We start from the raw sequence: 15,108 nt of genomic DNA on the forward strand, positions 1-15,108 counted from the left end.
TATCCAATGAAATAATGGGTCGCTATCCCTGCTGCAAAAGCAGGAATGGCACCGATTGTGAAGGTCCACCAAACCCAACGTTCTCCCTCACGAATTCCCCATAACGCAAGCATCAATACTAACAAACCAACACTTAAAAGAGCACTTCCAAACCCTGCATGGTCATGGGCAATAACCGGTATTAATCGTTCATTAAATTCATTTAATGCCTCTGGAGTCATACATAAGTAGGAAATATCTGTTGGTACAAATACACTGGTTGCTCCAATAGACGAGATTACCACTCCGCCAACTGCTAATGAAGCTCCCAATATAATAAAAGAAAGTTGTCCATATAAGCTTAACTTCCAGGCTTGATGATTAAAAAGATTTGTACTGGTGGGTGATTCAGTTGCATTTTTCGATTTTACAATTCCTAAAATGAATAATGGTAATAAGATCATCCAAAACAAACCATGAAGCCAATCAAAATACCCGTATCCGATAAATAATAAAATGCCAAGGAAACCAATAGTTCCTGCTACATTAACCGCTTTCCTTGCCCAATGCAGCCTATATCTAATTCCATATCTGGCTAGCTGCATACAAATAATTCCACCAGATATCATCGTTCCCGAAAGTGTCATCCGGTCATGTGCCATAAAGTACAGAATGTAGGGGTTAAAATATAAAATATCTTTTCTAAAGACACCTAAAAAGGATTCATCGTACGGAAGTATAACCGATGTCATACTAAAAAACATGGCTATGAGTCCAGCGACAGTAATGGCCAGACCAAACAACCAATACCAAACCCACCCTTCACTAAAGCTTAATTTCTTTGTATACCGATTGCTGTATACCTCATTAATACGCTTAGGTAGACCAGGGCCGGAAAATACGTAATCAAAGTCTAACATGATTAGTGAAGCTCCGTTATCGAGTAATCGAAGGGCGTCTGAAGGCTCCTTTATTCCTCCCGTAGTAATAATAGGTACTTCCTCCTTAACTAAATTTCTAATCGCTACAAGCTTATTAGTGAGGATCTCAGGTGAATCGTTTCCCTCAAGGTGAATTCCGTCTGGTTTAAATTGACTAATTATCTCAACATCAGACATATCATCAGCTGAACAAGATAATATAATTGGTTTAGTAATCCGATTTCGAAACTCGTCTATTTTGAGTAGTTGATTTGAAAGTATTGCTTTCCAAAATAAATCCATCACTATAAGGAAAAAGTTCTTCACAAATATCCTTAATTTCATGTAAAGTTCCCTCAACTCTAATAAAAAATGGGACTTTCTTTTTTTGCAGTGAATTTAGTATCACCTTTGCTTTCGAAAGTTTTATAGATGAGCCATAATCTCCAGAAATCTGTTCCAGCTTTGGGTTAATAGAAACTGCACTATTTCCAATTGAACCATGAACCGAAACAGGTCCAATCTCAACAAAACCAAAACCCAGGTTCTGAAATGCCTTTATTCCAGATAATTGCGGGTCAATTCTTCCACTTATTCCTACCGGGAAAGAAAATTGACTGTTAAATAAGTGTTTCTGTATCTGATTTTAAGGTGACATATGACCAAGAAACTCAATCAACTTTTCACCTATTGATGTAGAGGCTAACGTGCTCATTCCACGATGTATAAACTCTCGACTAATGGTAGGTGTTAACTTGTGTAGAACAGGCTTGAATAAAGTATGGTAAGACCAATCTGGCATCAAAATCACCTTTCTACTTTTTAATTTTATTTTAGCACATTGGCGTAGAGGATAAGAGCTTTACATGGTAGTTTTGCTTAATATAACTGCCTCCCCAATTGATTTGGGGTGAAGTTTAAACTGTGTCCCTTCTTTTGTGTATAAATACCTAATAGATTGGCATTATATGTTTGATTAGACAATAAAGGAGACTGAGATTCCATGTACTTTTATAGAGAAGATTTAATAAATATGATTGTACCTGATAAACCAGACCCACATGCTGCAAAAGTATTGCAAGAAGCACTCGGTGGTCAATTTGGTGAGATGAGAACAATGATGCAATTTTCATTTCAAAGCGCAAATTTTAGGGGCAAAGCAAAGCCCTATCGCGACTTGATTAGAGGAATTTTTTTAGAGGAGCTAAGCCATGTTGAACTTGTCCAAACAACAATCAACCAGTTATTAAATGAAGCTGGGGGAAGTATGCCGGGAAACGAGTCAGAGGATGGTGCTCCGTTAGATGATGTTATCCAAGGTGGTGCCAACCCTCATCATTTTATTATGGGCGCCAAGGCATCTCTTCCAGAAGATGCAGCTGGAAACCCCTGGAATGGGTCTTGGGTATATGACCATGGAAACTTAGTAGCTAATTTATTAAATAACCTCATGCTCGAATCAACGGGTGTCCTTCAAAAGTCCAGAATTTACGAAATGAGCAGCAATAAAGCACTTCGAGAGACAATTGCCTTTTTAATTGTTCGTGATAATGCCCACCAAAATGCGTTTGCAAAAGCTTTAGAAACATTGGGTGTAAATTGGGGGAAATTATTCCCAGTTCCAAACTATGATTTAAATAAATACCCAGAATGCCGAAAATATGTCGAGATGGGTTTTCATAATGCACAATTCAATTTTAGACTTGATACCACTATGATAGGTGAGATTTTTCAAGGGACAACACCGAGCAGGAATGGTGGTGAACTGGCCGTTGTTGAACCTCCAAAAGGTTATCCAGTACCTGAACTGCCTGATATGCCAAATGAACACGCATCTGGGCTTTATGATTTGAATAATTAAATTCTTCTTTGATTTGTCTGTACCGTAAAATCGTCTATTGAATGCAGATACAGCACCTACCACTGATGATGGTAAGGTGCTGTTTGTATTACATGAACATTTGTTGCTTATTATTTTGTCACATTTATTTTATAAATTATACTATCAACTTTCTATCTATTTCCATATATATTCTATGAAGAGAGATTATTAAAGATATATCACGATTTACAATTGATTTCATAAAAAAATTAATCAAAACACCGAAGGAAGGATATTATGTTTACCTTAAAAAAATTATTCAACCGAGCAATAAACCAAATCTCCACAAAAACACCACCCCTACTAATGGGAGCCAAATACGAACCACAACATTTCGGCGAACCAGTAGAGCGAAACCTAGGATCATCAAAGAGAACTACAGATTACGAAAAACATTTTCGCCCTTCATTCCAAGCTATTAATAACAACTTGATAAAAAACGACCAATTCTTCAGCCCTTATTCTGATAAAACAGTCGAAGAAAACAAACTCCCGGCAATTTTACTACGCACCCCAGATGAAACCGTTCTTAACTACTTTAGTATTTTGAGAGAGGCAGAAAATTTGACGATGAACCAGCAGGGCGGCTGCGGAACAGTCGGGATGTCCAAACTGCCATTTCCAATTGCCTATAATTTTTTAACAAAAGGATATCAAAATAAAATTTCCTACAACGAATATTTACAATCTTTTGAAGGGGTTGGTCATCTCAATCTCATTAAACTTAATAGGCTTTCTGATGGAAATGATACAATTCATTATTTCGTTGAGCTTGAAACGATAGAGGGCTCGTCCAAGGGTGTGACTTACTTTGCCTATTACTACGGTTATGTCACTCTCCAAAAGGAGCAAAATCTTTATAAGATTTCCGATATGAAATGGTATGGGGAAGACTTCCTCTGTGCGGCCTATCACCTTTGGCAGCATGATGCCGAAGCGGTTGTTGGTATTATGTATGGGGAATGGTGTAAGTTAATCAAAAAAAAGCTGCCGACCAAACAAGAGGGATATGTAAAAACGATTGATTTTATTGGGACGGATGGACATGATTATCGGTTTGTCTTTTATCAATTAACGAACGATACAGACGTTTTGATTTCCCAATATAAAAAGGATCCCAAAGGAAATTGGGAATCCATCAAAATTGATCCTGAGGACTGTTTAAAAAAGTAAAACGCACTTCTACAATCCGCCGCCGGAATCCTTAGGACTATCCCCCATCATATAGTTGGAACTTTCGCCTGGTTTCGCACCTGGATGAATCGTAATGTGAGGGTTATTGTTTGTTTTCTTATTTTTCCAATCTATAAATAAGGCTATTCCCAAAATGACTAGAACGAAAACAATAAAAAACCACATAACCATATACAACACACCTTTCATATTTTTCCTTTATAAAGGAATATTATTCTGGATGAGAGAGAATGTACCACTATGAATCCCGTTTTTTTTATTAGTAAAATATTTCCCCAATATTTGAATTGAGGTATAATACTATGTGGTGTTTGATTGCCAATCAAGGATGATTGGAAAATCAATTTTGGTGTTATATAATTTTTTGAAAAGTAGATTCATTCATTAGATTCGAAAGTTGAAAGCGAGTGTTCATAATGGGACGTAAGTGGAACAATATTAAAGAAAAGAAAGCTTCAAAGGATGCAAATACGAGTCGCGTCTATGCAAAATTTGGAGTTGAGATTTACGTAGCTGCAAAGTCTGGTGAACCAAATCCAGAATCAAACCAAGCGTTAAAATTCGTATTAGAACGTGCAAAAACCTATAATGTACCGAAACACATTATTGACCGTGCGATTGAAAAAGCTAAGGGTGGATCAGAGGAAAGCTATTCCGAACTTCGTTATGAAGGCTTTGGACCAAATGGCTCCATGGTCATTGTCGATGCATTAACAAATAACGTGAATCGTACGGCATCAGATGTACGTGCGGCATTTGGTAAAAACGGTGGAAACATGGGTGTAAGTGGATCGGTTGCTTATATGTTTGATGCAACAGCTGTTATCGGCCTTGAAGGAAAAACAGCTGACGAAGTGCTTGAAATTTTAATGGAAGCGGATGTAGAGGTACGCGATATATTAGAAGAAGATGAATCGGTAATCGTTTATGCTGAACCCGATCAATTCCATGCTGTACAAGCTGCCTTTAAAGAACATGGAATAACTGAATTTACGGTTGCTGAATTAACAATGTTAGCTCAAAATGAAATCGAACTTCCTGAAGATGCATTAGCAAAGTTCGAAAGAATGATTGATGCCATTGAAGATTTAGATGATGTTCAACGAGTATACCATAATGTGGATTTAGGGGAATAAAAATTGTGAGCAGACCACTTTAATTGGGTCTGCTTATTCTTTTTGGGAAAAACATGTGAAGGAACTTATTCCGATTGAAATCGAATAGGGAAATAAACCAAGGCATCTCTTGTTGCTTTGGTTTTTTTATTTTATTAGAGATTTGTAGGGTATGGATAGAGGTCTAGCATTTTTTTGAAAAATAGTTATCTACCCAATCATGTACAATTAATTTACATAATGTAGAGTAGTATGAAAACTAAAAACAAAATTCAGGAGGAATTGGGATGTCTACAGATAGAAAAAGTACGGGTTCGTCAAATAACGATACATTAGGTGCTGAGATCATTTTATCATCGGTTGGAATAGAGGATGCTCTTGCTGCCTTAATAGAGGCTGAAGCACTCAAAGTGACAGCTGCAAAAAAAATTGCTAGTGATCTAAATACTCTTGAAGCCTTAGATGCATTAGCACAATTAAATAACTCAGTTGCTAATGTTCTAGGGCAAATCAGTAGTATAAAAAACGAAATCAACATTAATCTACAAACAGGTTTAACCTTAAGAGGATTCTAAATAAGTTAGATTGGGCGATGTTCTAAAACATCGTCTTTTTCTTTATGCATTTGCAAGAATCTATTAATTCTAATCAAAAACGTTAATCAATGTTCACAAAATGCCAGAGCTAATTGTGTTAGAATAAATATATCAAGTTGTGTGAATTTCTTCACATACAACTGATTACAAATGGTATAAGGGGTCCTCGGGCATGGCATTCAGTAAGCCAGAAAAAATAATGGAAACTACAATAGAAAACGGTCATAAAAAAGCTAAATACTCCTATGGACAAACGGCCATTTTAGGCTTTCAGGCAGGGGCATTCATCGCTATCGGTTATTTGCTCTCCATCCGTGTGACAGCATCCTTATCAAGTGAACTCGAAGGATTGGGTAGTTTAATAAGTGCATCTGTTTTTCCAATCGGTTTGATTTTAACTCTACTGGCAGGTGGTGAGTTACTAACAGGAAATATGATGGCTCTTCCTTTAGCACGGTTGGCAAACAAAATAAATACGAAGCAATTGGCCCTTAATTGGCTACTTGTAACAGTTAGTAATTTTGTCGGAGCACTATTTATTGCCTACTTTTTCGGGCATATCGTCGGTTTGACTGAAACAGGTGTTTACTTAACGAAAACGGTTAGCATTGCCGAGCATAAGCTCGAAGCAACCTTCCTTCAAGCTTTTCTATCTGGCATTGGCTGCAATTGGTTAGTAGCTGCAGCAGTATGGTTATCTTATGGATCAGATGATTCCTTTGGAAAAATAGCAGGTATTTGGTTTCCAACCATGACCTTTGTCGCCATTGGCTTTCAACATGTCGTTGCAAATATGTTTGTGATCCCAGCTGCCATTTTTGCTGGTCATTTCACCTGGACAGCCTATTTAAGCAATTTCATCCCTGTTTTCTTAGGGAATTCCGCCGGTGGAAGCGTCTTTATCGCCATGGCATACTGGCATGTTTATAAGAAAAATCGGCCAACAAAGTTGACTAAATTTCCACATCCGATTGCAAAATAGTTAGAAATATCGAATTTGGTATCTCTTAAAGTACAGGATTTCTCTCTGTACTTTTTTTGTACTCTAGGGGGAAGAAATGATATGGTAAACTTTGATAGTATACAAAAAGATTAACTATTGAGGTGTATAGAATGAAAACAGTCCTAATTATTGGTGGAGGTGTCACCGGATTATCTGCCATGCATGAGGTATATAAATGGAAAAAAGAAAATCAATCTGATGTGAGATTAATTTTAGTAGAAGCGTCGTCTGAACTTGGCGGGAAAATTAGAACCGTAAAGCAAGATGGATTTGTAATGGAGGCTGGAGCTGATTCGATTGTTGCTCGAAAAGCAATGGGCATGTCCTTTATTGAAGAACTAGGGCTAGAAGGTGAAGTTGTCTATAATGACGTGGGTATTTCGTTTATTTATTTGGAAGGAGAATTGAAGCCAATTCCAACAGACTCCGTTTTTGGCATTCCGGCAAGTGTGGAATCGTTAGCCAAAAGCACACTCGTTTCTGCCGAAGGTAAGGTGGAGGCACTAAAGGATTTATATTTGTCAAATAATCAGTTTACAAAAAACGATTCAATTGGTGACTTTCTTGAATACTTTTTAGGAAAAGAATTGGTGGAAAAACAAATTGCCCCTGTATTATCTGGTGTTTATTCCGGGAAGCTAAGCGATTTAACGATTGCATCCACACTTCCATATTTAATTGATTACAAGGAGGAACATGGAAGCATCATTAAAGGCTTGGAAGCAAATAAGAAAAAATTCCAAGGCGGGGAAAAGAAGTTCTTCTCATTTAGAAGTGGACTCAGTACTCTAATTAATGCTTATGAAATGAAACTTGATGATGTTGAAATCTATAAAAATACAAGAGTAAGTAGCATTGAAAAAGTTGGAGAACATTATCAAGTAGTTTTAGCTAATCAAGAAATAATTGAGAGTGATAATGTGGTGCTAAGTACACCTCATACAGCTGCAGAAGTACTATTTAGCAATCAAGAGCTTAAAAATGAGTTTGGTAAGTTGAAAAATAGCTCACTAATAAGTATATATGTAGGCTACGATGTACCAGATGAGCAGCTTCCAGAGGATGGAACCGGATTTATAACAGCATCCAGCGAAGAACTCGCTTGTAACGCCTGTACATGGACAAGTCGGAAATGGAAGCATACCTCTTTTAAGGGAAACTTACTTGTGAGACTTTTTTATAAAAGTAGCCACCCCTCATTTGTTGAGTTAGAAGGGATGAGTGAGGAGGAACTACTGGAAGTCGCAATGCAGGATATTGCAGAGAGCCTAGGGATTACATCAGAACCTGTTGTCAGTAAGATGACTAAGTGGAACGATAGTATGCCTAATTATTTAATAACCCATCCGAAAACGGTCCAAGCCCTCGAAAACAAGCTAAAGGAAAGTTACCCAGGGATTTTACTAGCCGGTTGCTCCTATTATGGTGTTGGAATTCCTGATTGTATTGAGAATGGGGTAAGAACGGCTAGGAAGATTATTGAGAAACTTTGAACGCTAAGTGGAGTGCACGCCGGGAGGTGGACCTGCGTGTGGAGGAAACTGTGAAAAAGGGGTAAACGGTAAACGCGATGAATGCCAATTTTTTATCAAGTTGAAATTGAAAAGTCCAGCCGATAAGCTGGACTACCTTTAATATGTTTACGACCCACCAGAGCTATTATTACCACCCATATTATCAGATTGGATCTGTTTTTCCTCCGTTTCTTGGTCGCCTTCATTGTTACAAGCACTTAGTACAGAAAGAGAAAAAGCACCAACTAAGATAGCAATTAGAGTCTTCTTTTTCATTATTTGTTCACCCCTATCTACCTGACTTAGTTATTTCTTGTCCTTATTTTTCTTGGCATTAATCCTATATGGTATAAAGAGTTAATGTGCAAATTAATTGTAATTTACCTTTTTCATTAGCTTTGCTCCTACCGGATAACTTGAGAGCACACCATCTTGTTTTTTGACCACTTAATTCTACTCATTATTTTTGGTCCCTTTTATTTTTCACAAAATGTACCGATAGTATGTTTATATTGTTACGAAAAACTTCCGTATAATGTTCCAACAAAAAGGAAATTCTAATCTTTGTCGATTGTATTATTTAGGAGGGGGAAAATGTCTGTTTTTGTATACCAAACATTTCAAATTAAACAGGATAAATTTGGTGAGGGTATTAAGAATTTAAAGGCATTACAATGTTTCCGAAATGAAAAGTATGATCATAAGGTAGAGATTTTAGCACCAATTTCTGGTGAGGATCATACATACGCCCTTCTTGCTACGTATGAGGGATTAGCAGAGATGGAATTGCAAAATAAGAAAATGTTTGACGATGAAGAGTATAAAACGTTAATCGAGGAATTTTTTATTGAGAATATTGTACAAGGAAGTATGAATACACAATTGTATCGGTCCATGCCCCCAGCAGAGAAATCGTAAAGCCGAAGCCCTATAACAGGGCTTCGGCTTCTTAAATAGCTTACAAAAGGAGGATATTGTTTTCCAAACATTCATTTTTAATTTGGTCATTCCAAACAGAAACCTGTACTTCTCCTATATGAGCCTTTTTTAGGAAAAACATGCATAATCTTGATTGCCCTATCCCACCCCCAATAGTATAAGGAAGATTTCCATCCAAAATTGCTTTGTGATATTCCAAATCCTTGCGATCGAAATTTTGAGTGACTTTTAATTGTTTTAAAAGTGACTTTTTATCAACTCTTATTCCCATCGATGAAATTTCGAAAGACTTTTCCAAAACCGGGTACCACAATAGTAAATCCCCGTTTAACTCCCAATCATCGTAATCAGGTGAACGCTCATCATGTTTAACACCAGAACGAAGCTTACCACCAATTTGCATAAGAAAAACTGCGCCAAGCTCTTTAGTAATTTTATCTTCCCTTTCTTTTGGCGTAAGAGTAGGATAGTGGTCTTCTAATTCTTGGGTTGAAATAAAATGAATTGTTTCAGGTAAAATAGGTTGAAGTTTTTCGTTTTGATAGGATAAATATTGTTCCGTTATTTTCAAAGCAGAGTATATTTTCAGAACTTCTTTTTGAAGAGTTTTTAAGTTCCTTTTCTCCAAAGTAATGATTTTTTCCCAATCCCATTGATCAACATAGATGGAATGAAGATTATCGAGTGTTTCGTCCCTTCTTATAGCATTCATATCTGTGTAGAGACCTTCACCGGCTGAATAGCCATATCTTGCTAAGGCCATACGCTTCCATTTTGCTAAAGATTGAACAACTTCTATTGTTTCATTTTTAATATCTAATGCATCAAATGAAACAATCCGTTCAACTCCATTTAAATTATCATTAATTCCTGTTCCCCCTTTAACAAATAGAGGAGCCGAAACCCTTATTAAATTTAATGCTTTAGACAAGTTATTCTCAAACTGATCTTTAATGATTTTAATGGCAATTTCTGTTTGTTTTAAATCAAGAATTGACTTGTACCCGATAGGAATGACGGTTTTGTTTAGCATTGATTCAGCCTCCAGTTGAAATGACAAACTAACAAAACTAATTTATGAAATTTTTACTCGTGATGTTCCAGTATCCTTTTTTTGAAGTACATAATAAGCACCATAAAATCCAATGATAATACTTGATGGAGGAGTGATTGCATGGATTTTTTCAATCCAGGGGTAGGAACAGGAAAAGGTAAGGATAGTGAAAATGCAAATTTAAATTGGTGGCAATTGTCCTTAATTGGTGTTGGATGTACGATTGGAACTGGATACTTTCTCGGATCAACGATTGGGATAAAAATTACTGGACCATCTATCGTATTTTCTTTCATATTTGCAGCGATTGGAACGTATATTGTATACAATTTATTAGCCAAAATGACAGCGGAAGATCCCCAGGATGGATCCTTTTGTTATTATGCGAACAAAGCTTTCGGACGCTGGGCCGGCTTTAGTTGCGGATGGAATTATTGGAGTTCTAATATCTTGATTATGGGTAGTCAATTAACAGCCCTTTCCATACTATCTAGATTTTGGTTTCCCAATGTTCCTCTATGGCTATTTGCAGCGGTTTATGCCATTCTTTCTATTATTGTTGTGTTAACAGGGACAAGTGGCTTCGATAAGGTAGAAAATTTATTAGCTATCATAAAAACAGCGGCTATTTTTATGTTTATCATTCTTGCATCTGCTGCCCTTTTCGGTTGGATCGATGGAGACCCTAAACATCCAGGTATTCCAAACTCAACAAAGGAACTTTTCCCAGAAGGATTTAAAGGATTTTGGGCTTCGCTTATTTATGCTTTTTATGCTTATGGAGGAATTGAAGTCATTGGTTTGATGGCGACTCGTTTAAAAAAGAAAGAGGATGCACCAAAAGCAGGAATCATTATGTTAATTTTGCTTGTGGTGATTTATGTGATTTCTCTTGGACTAGCTGTGACAATGGTGGCTCATGGTGCATTTGATGAGAAGGAAAGTGGATTTGTTACAGCAATGGATAAATATAATTTAGCATTTTTTCCTCACGTATTTAATGGGGCCATCATTATTGCAGGGTTTTCGACGATGACAGCGTCTCTTTTTGGAGTAACAACACTCTTAGTTACGTTAGCCGAAAGTGGAGATGCCCCGAAGTTGTTTTCCAAAAAGCTGGAAAAGTGGAAAGAGCTACCCATCGCCTCATTGGGGTTAGCCACTTTGGGGCTATTGGCATCAATTATTACTGCTTTACTGCTACCAGGGAAAATTTATGAGTACATCACAACTGCGGCAGGTATACTCATTCTATTTAATTGGTCGTTTATCATTTTCTCTGCCCTAAAAGTATTGGAAGTGAAGGTATGGGGAAAGCTACTTGCGTTTATCGGGTTAGCTTTGATTATTGCGGCGATAAGTGGAACATTAATGGAAAAGAGTATCCGGTTTGGCTTTTTTGTAAGTATAATGTTCGCTATTATAATTGGTATAGTGGCTTTAATTATGCAAAAGAAGGTTTGGAAAACACAATCAAGTTAAAATAAAAAACACCATTTTGGTGTTTTTTTATTTATGTTCAACTAAACAGGGCTTTAATGCCTTGAAAGCCAAAATACAATCCAAACCCAATTAGTGAAGCACCAGAGATAATCGAAATGGCCATTAGACTTTTATGATTTAAAAACCTTCGGAAGCCAGTGGTGAGAGAAGCGACAAATATATCCCATACGGTCAGACCAAGAAAAATCATACTACTGTAAATGATTAATTGAGTGCTTCCATATGATGAGGCTGTTTTCGCCAACACAGATCCATAGATTCCTAACCAAAATAATACCGATAATGGACTTGTAATCGACATAATAAAACCTGTGAAAAAACATTTAATCAACGATTCCTTTTTTCGGCTGTAGGTTAATGTAATAATATTGGCTTTTAAAATACTCTCGACCCCTGAGTAGATCAGAATAAAGCCACCAAATAGCCATAAAAAGATTTGGACGATAGGGATGTCCAAAAATTTCACTAAGCCTAGATAAACAACAAGCATGAAAATCCCATCTGCAATCATCGAACCAGCCCCAACTACCCAAGCGTGCCAAAATCCGTTTTTGATCCCTTTGTCTAATCGGGCTGAATTTACAGGGCCAATAGGAGCGGCTAACGTTAATCCCAAGAAAATATAACTTATTAAGACACTTACACTCAATTAAAACACTCCCAAAGATAAAAGTAGAAACTTGTACAGTTTATGTACAAGCAACCTAAAATAAAACAAATTTTTAAATATAGCTGTTCTTAAATTTGTAAGTAATATTCAAATTATTTAGAATATAAACTAGGATGGTAACTGATAAAGGGGGAGAGAGACAAAATGAAAATCTTAATAATAGGCGGCACCAAATTTTTAGGAAGATTTTTAGTAGAAGAGGGCTTAAAAGGAAATCATGAAATTACTTTATTTAACAGAGGAAATAATAAAGAGGAATTTCTTCATGTCGAGCAAATTCACGGCAACCGAAATATTGATATCGACTTATTAAAAAATCGGAAGTGGGATGCAGTCATTGATACTTGTGGCTATTTACCACAATCTGTTGAAAAATCAGTAAACGCTCTTGGTGAAAACATTGGACAATACGTCTTCATTTCGACCATTTCAGTTTATAAGGATTTCTCTAAAAAGGATTTTAATGAGGATGCAGAACTCTTATCTATGACAAGGGAAGAAGCAGATGAATTAACGAAGGATAATGATTCCGCTATTATGAGTCATTATGGAGAATTGAAGGCTTTATGTGAACAAGAATTATTAAAATCAATAGCTAATAAAAGTTTAATTATCCGCCCAGGATTAATCGTAGGGCCATACGATGGAACTGACCATTTCACGTATTGGGTGAATCGTGTAAACGAGGGTGGCGAAGTATTAGCACCGGGGGACCCAGATCGAATGGTTCAATTTATTGACGTTAGGGATTTAGCAAAATGGACAATTCATATGGTGGAGAGGAAGGGATTAGGTATTTTTAATGCCACTGGAATTGATAAGGAACTAACGATGAAATCGATGTTAAATGCTATAAAACATAGTCTAGGTAGTGACGCAGAATTTGTGTGGATAGATGATGAGTTTTTATTAGAAAATGAAGTAGGACCGTGGATGGAATTGCCATTATGGATACCCGAAGAAAAACCTTTAGCAGACGGAAAAAATATGAGTGGATTGTTGGCGACGAACACCGATAGGGCACAATCTCAAGGATTAACGTTTCGTTCTGTCGAAGAAACAGCTATCGATACTTTGAAGTGGTATCAAAAGAACAGCAGTTCACAAGCAATGAAGGCAGGGATGAGTAGGGAGAAGGAAAGTTTACTATTAGAAAAATGGTCATCGAAGACTATTGTAGAAGAGAAATAAACAAAAAAGGCTAGGGATCAGAACTTCTTAGGAAAGTCAGATACCTGGCCTTTTATCTTTATTTAAGCAGAATGATTTTCGTTTTCTTCTGGATTATTTAATTTACTATTTCGACGACCATATAGGATGTAGACTACAAGTCCTATTGCGATCCAAATCGCAAATGTAGTCCAAGTTGTAGCTGGAAGTCGTAATGCTAAATATCCACAAAATAGGATGGCTAAAATAGGAATCAATGGAACAAAAGGCACTTTAAATGCACGCTTTAAATTTGGTTGAGTTTTTCTTAAAACTAACACACCTAATGAAACAACGATAAAAGCAAAGAGTGTTCCGATATTTGTAAGTTCCGCCAGTTTCCCTAATGGAATGACACCTGCAAAGATTGCCACCATCAAACCTATAACCCATGTATTAACCATTGGCGTTTGTGTTTTCTTATTTACTTTAGAAAATACCTTTGGCAATAAACCATCACGGCTGATGGCAAAAAATAATCGAGTTTGACCATACATCATAACTAATAACACAGTCGTAATACCTGTAATAGCCCCTAATGAGATGAACCCTGCTACCCAGTCCTGATTGATATAGTTTAGGGCAAATGCTACAGGGTTTTTAACGTTTAATTCAGTGTAAGGTACAATTCCAGTTAAGATGGCTGAAACAACGATGTAAAGGACAGTACAAACTGCTAGTGATGCAATAATTCCGATAGGCATGTCTCTTTTTGGATTTTTAACTTCTTCAGCAGCGGTTGAAACTGCATCAAATCCAATGTATGCAAAAAATACTGTGGCTGCCCCCGTAGTAACTCCGTCGAATCCAAAAGGCATAAACGGCGTCCAGTTGGATGGTTCCACATACCAAACTCCAACGGCAATAAATAATAGTACAACGGCAATTTTAATGATTACCATAATTGTGTTAAATTTAGCAGACTTTTTTATACCTTGTGTTAATAGGAAGGTGATAAATAAAATTATAAGTATTGCAGGTAAATCAATAAAAGTTCCATCTGCTGGATTATAGGCGCTAGTCAAAGCCTTTGGCAAATGAATACCAAATCCACCTAATAAACCTTGAAAGTAGCCAGACCAACCTGAGGCTACAGCCGATGAAGCTACTCCATATTCTAAAATTAAATCCCATCCTAATACCCAAGCTATGAGCTCACCAAAGGTAGCATAGCTGTATGTATAGGCACTTCCGGAAACTGGAACAGATGAAGCGAACTCCGCGTAACAAAGTGCTGCAAATACACAGGCAAGACCAGATAATATAAAGGAGATAATAAGGGCTGGGCCAGCGTGTGTGCTGGCCGCAACACCTGTTAGAACGAAGATTCCAGTACCGACAATGGCTCCTATCCCAAGCATTGTTAAATCAAAAGCACTAAGATCTTTCTTTAAGGATAGGCCTTTTCTTTCAGATTCTAAAAGCATGGCTGTTATAGACTTTTTTCTAAATATGCTCATCAACTAATCCTCATTTATATAATAAATTTGTCGAATCTTGTATTGGAATAATACATCGAACAGAATAGTA

Annotated in this window: 15 protein-coding genes and 1 pseudogene; 9 read left to right on the top strand and 7 right to left on the bottom strand. The window is 36.8% G+C overall.

The genetic code is table 11. The features are described from left to right. Together LRP83_RS11260 and LRP83_RS11265 are read right to left on the bottom strand one after the other, a co-directional pair. Positions 1 to 1,202 (bottom strand): annotated as a pseudogene (locus LRP83_RS11260) (dihydroorotate dehydrogenase); the annotation flags it as partial. A 343-nt stretch (positions 1,203 to 1,545) separates the two neighbouring features. Next, positions 1,546 to 1,701: a hypothetical protein gene (locus LRP83_RS11265; RefSeq protein ID WP_230496789.1), complete on the bottom strand. Its 156-nt coding sequence runs from the start codon at positions 1,699 to 1,701 to the stop codon at positions 1,546 to 1,548. Positions 1,702 to 1,902: 201 nt separating this feature from the next. Here LRP83_RS11265 and LRP83_RS11270 point away from each other — a divergent pair, with 201 nt between their 5' ends. Both LRP83_RS11270 and LRP83_RS11275 read left to right on the top strand, forming a co-directional pair. Beyond that, positions 1,903 to 2,760 (top strand): manganese catalase family protein, encoded by an 858-nt coding sequence (locus LRP83_RS11270; RefSeq protein ID WP_230496790.1) that lies wholly within the window; start codon positions 1,903 to 1,905, stop codon positions 2,758 to 2,760. Between the two features lie 258 nt (positions 2,761 to 3,018). Then, a complete protein-coding gene (locus tag LRP83_RS11275) occupies positions 3,019 to 3,954 on the top strand; it encodes a hypothetical protein (RefSeq protein ID WP_230496791.1) in 936 nt (311 codons plus the stop codon). Between the two features lie 9 nt (positions 3,955 to 3,963). Here LRP83_RS11275 and LRP83_RS11280 read toward each other — a convergent pair whose 3' ends face one another. Beyond that, complete coding sequence (locus LRP83_RS11280; protein ID WP_230496792.1) at positions 3,964 to 4,146, bottom strand: hypothetical protein; 183 nt, start codon at positions 4,144 to 4,146, stop codon at positions 3,964 to 3,966. A 245-nt stretch (positions 4,147 to 4,391) separates the two neighbouring features. Here LRP83_RS11280 and LRP83_RS11285 point away from each other — a divergent pair, with 245 nt between their 5' ends. From LRP83_RS11285 to hemG, 4 genes are all read left to right on the top strand, one after another. Further along, entirely contained in the window at positions 4,392 to 5,111 is a 720-nt protein-coding gene (locus LRP83_RS11285; RefSeq protein ID WP_230496793.1) for a YebC/PmpR family DNA-binding transcriptional regulator, read from the top strand. Positions 5,112 to 5,377: 266 nt separating this feature from the next. Then, positions 5,378 to 5,665, top strand: a complete 288-nt coding sequence (locus LRP83_RS11290; protein WP_230496794.1) for an alpha-helical endospore appendage domain-containing protein — start codon at positions 5,378 to 5,380, stop codon at positions 5,663 to 5,665. 193 nt (positions 5,666 to 5,858) lie between these two features. Further along, on the top strand, positions 5,859 to 6,668 hold the full coding sequence (locus LRP83_RS11295; protein ID WP_230496795.1) for a formate/nitrite transporter family protein: 810 nt from the start codon (positions 5,859 to 5,861) through the stop codon (positions 6,666 to 6,668). Between the two features lie 131 nt (positions 6,669 to 6,799). Further along, positions 6,800 to 8,182, top strand: coding sequence for a protoporphyrinogen oxidase (hemG, locus tag LRP83_RS11300; RefSeq protein WP_230496796.1), 1,383 nt, complete (start codon positions 6,800 to 6,802; stop codon positions 8,180 to 8,182). Positions 8,183 to 8,329: 147 nt separating this feature from the next. On the opposite strand, the gene LRP83_RS11305 is transcribed toward hemG, so the two are convergent. After that, positions 8,330 to 8,479 carry a hypothetical protein gene (locus LRP83_RS11305; protein WP_230496797.1) on the bottom strand — a complete coding sequence of 50 codons (150 nt, stop codon included), beginning with the start codon at positions 8,477 to 8,479 and terminating at the stop codon, positions 8,330 to 8,332. 318 nt (positions 8,480 to 8,797) lie between these two features. Here LRP83_RS11305 and LRP83_RS11310 point away from each other — a divergent pair, with 318 nt between their 5' ends. Continuing rightward, positions 8,798 to 9,121, top strand: coding sequence for a hypothetical protein (locus tag LRP83_RS11310; RefSeq protein ID WP_230496798.1), 324 nt, complete (start codon positions 8,798 to 8,800; stop codon positions 9,119 to 9,121). A gap of 40 nt (positions 9,122 to 9,161) precedes the next feature. On the opposite strand, the gene asnA is transcribed toward LRP83_RS11310, so the two are convergent. Further along, the gene (gene asnA, locus LRP83_RS11315; RefSeq protein ID WP_230496799.1) at positions 9,162 to 10,175 is read right to left on the bottom strand and encodes an aspartate--ammonia ligase; all 1,014 of its coding nucleotides are present in this window, start codon (positions 10,173 to 10,175) and stop codon (positions 9,162 to 9,164) included. 141 nt (positions 10,176 to 10,316) lie between these two features. Here asnA and LRP83_RS11320 point away from each other — a divergent pair, with 141 nt between their 5' ends. After that, a complete protein-coding gene (locus LRP83_RS11320; protein WP_230496800.1) occupies positions 10,317 to 11,678 on the top strand; it encodes an amino acid permease in 1,362 nt (453 codons plus the stop codon). Between the two features lie 37 nt (positions 11,679 to 11,715). Here LRP83_RS11320 and LRP83_RS11325 read toward each other — a convergent pair whose 3' ends face one another. After that, entirely contained in the window at positions 11,716 to 12,348 is a 633-nt protein-coding gene (locus tag LRP83_RS11325; RefSeq protein ID WP_230496801.1) for a LysE family transporter, read from the bottom strand. 165 nt (positions 12,349 to 12,513) lie between these two features. Between LRP83_RS11325 and LRP83_RS11330 the strand changes: the two genes are divergently transcribed. Next, the gene (locus LRP83_RS11330) at positions 12,514 to 13,560 is read left to right on the top strand and encodes an NAD-dependent epimerase/dehydratase family protein (protein WP_230496802.1); all 1,047 of its coding nucleotides are present in this window, start codon (positions 12,514 to 12,516) and stop codon (positions 13,558 to 13,560) included. Between the two features lie 62 nt (positions 13,561 to 13,622). Here the strand turns inward: LRP83_RS11330 and bcaP are convergent, their stop codons facing one another. Beyond that, a complete protein-coding gene (bcaP, locus tag LRP83_RS11335) occupies positions 13,623 to 15,038 on the bottom strand; it encodes a branched-chain amino acid transporter BcaP (protein WP_230496803.1) in 1,416 nt (471 codons plus the stop codon). Between the last annotated feature and the right edge of the window lie 70 nt (positions 15,039 to 15,108).

Source organism: Pseudoneobacillus rhizosphaerae (genome assembly GCF_917563885.1).
Lineage (GTDB): Bacteria > Bacillota > Bacilli > Bacillales > Cytobacillaceae > Pseudoneobacillus > Pseudoneobacillus rhizosphaerae.

Bases quoted from the DNA above. Each gene is read 5' to 3' on its own strand.
- LRP83_RS11305 (WP_230496797.1), bottom strand. From the start codon at position 8,479: ATGAAAAAGAAGACTCTAATTGCTATCTTAGTTGGTGCTTTTTCTCTT.
- LRP83_RS11270 (WP_230496790.1), top strand. From the start codon at position 1,903: ATGTACTTTTATAGAGAAGATTTAATAAATATGATTGTACCTGATAAA.
- LRP83_RS11285 (WP_230496793.1), top strand. From the start codon at position 4,392: ATGGGACGTAAGTGGAACAATATTAAAGAAAAGAAAGCTTCAAAGGAT.
- bcaP (WP_230496803.1), bottom strand. From the start codon at position 15,038: ATGAGCATATTTAGAAAAAAGTCTATAACAGCCATGCTTTTAGAATCT.
- LRP83_RS11320 (WP_230496800.1), top strand. From the start codon at position 10,317: ATGGATTTTTTCAATCCAGGGGTAGGAACAGGAAAAGGTAAGGATAGT.
- LRP83_RS11330 (WP_230496802.1), top strand. From the start codon at position 12,514: ATGAAAATCTTAATAATAGGCGGCACCAAATTTTTAGGAAGATTTTTA.
- LRP83_RS11275 (WP_230496791.1), top strand. From the start codon at position 3,019: ATGTTTACCTTAAAAAAATTATTCAACCGAGCAATAAACCAAATCTCC.
- hemG (WP_230496796.1), top strand. From the start codon at position 6,800: ATGAAAACAGTCCTAATTATTGGTGGAGGTGTCACCGGATTATCTGCC.
- LRP83_RS11290 (WP_230496794.1), top strand. From the start codon at position 5,378: ATGTCTACAGATAGAAAAAGTACGGGTTCGTCAAATAACGATACATTA.
- LRP83_RS11310 (WP_230496798.1), top strand. From the start codon at position 8,798: ATGTCTGTTTTTGTATACCAAACATTTCAAATTAAACAGGATAAATTT.
- LRP83_RS11280 (WP_230496792.1), bottom strand. From the start codon at position 4,146: ATGGTTATGTGGTTTTTTATTGTTTTCGTTCTAGTCATTTTGGGAATA.
- LRP83_RS11265 (WP_230496789.1), bottom strand. From the start codon at position 1,701: ATGCCAGATTGGTCTTACCATACTTTATTCAAGCCTGTTCTACACAAG.
- asnA (WP_230496799.1), bottom strand. From the start codon at position 10,175: ATGCTAAACAAAACCGTCATTCCTATCGGGTACAAGTCAATTCTTGAT.
- LRP83_RS11295 (WP_230496795.1), top strand. From the start codon at position 5,859: ATGGCATTCAGTAAGCCAGAAAAAATAATGGAAACTACAATAGAAAAC.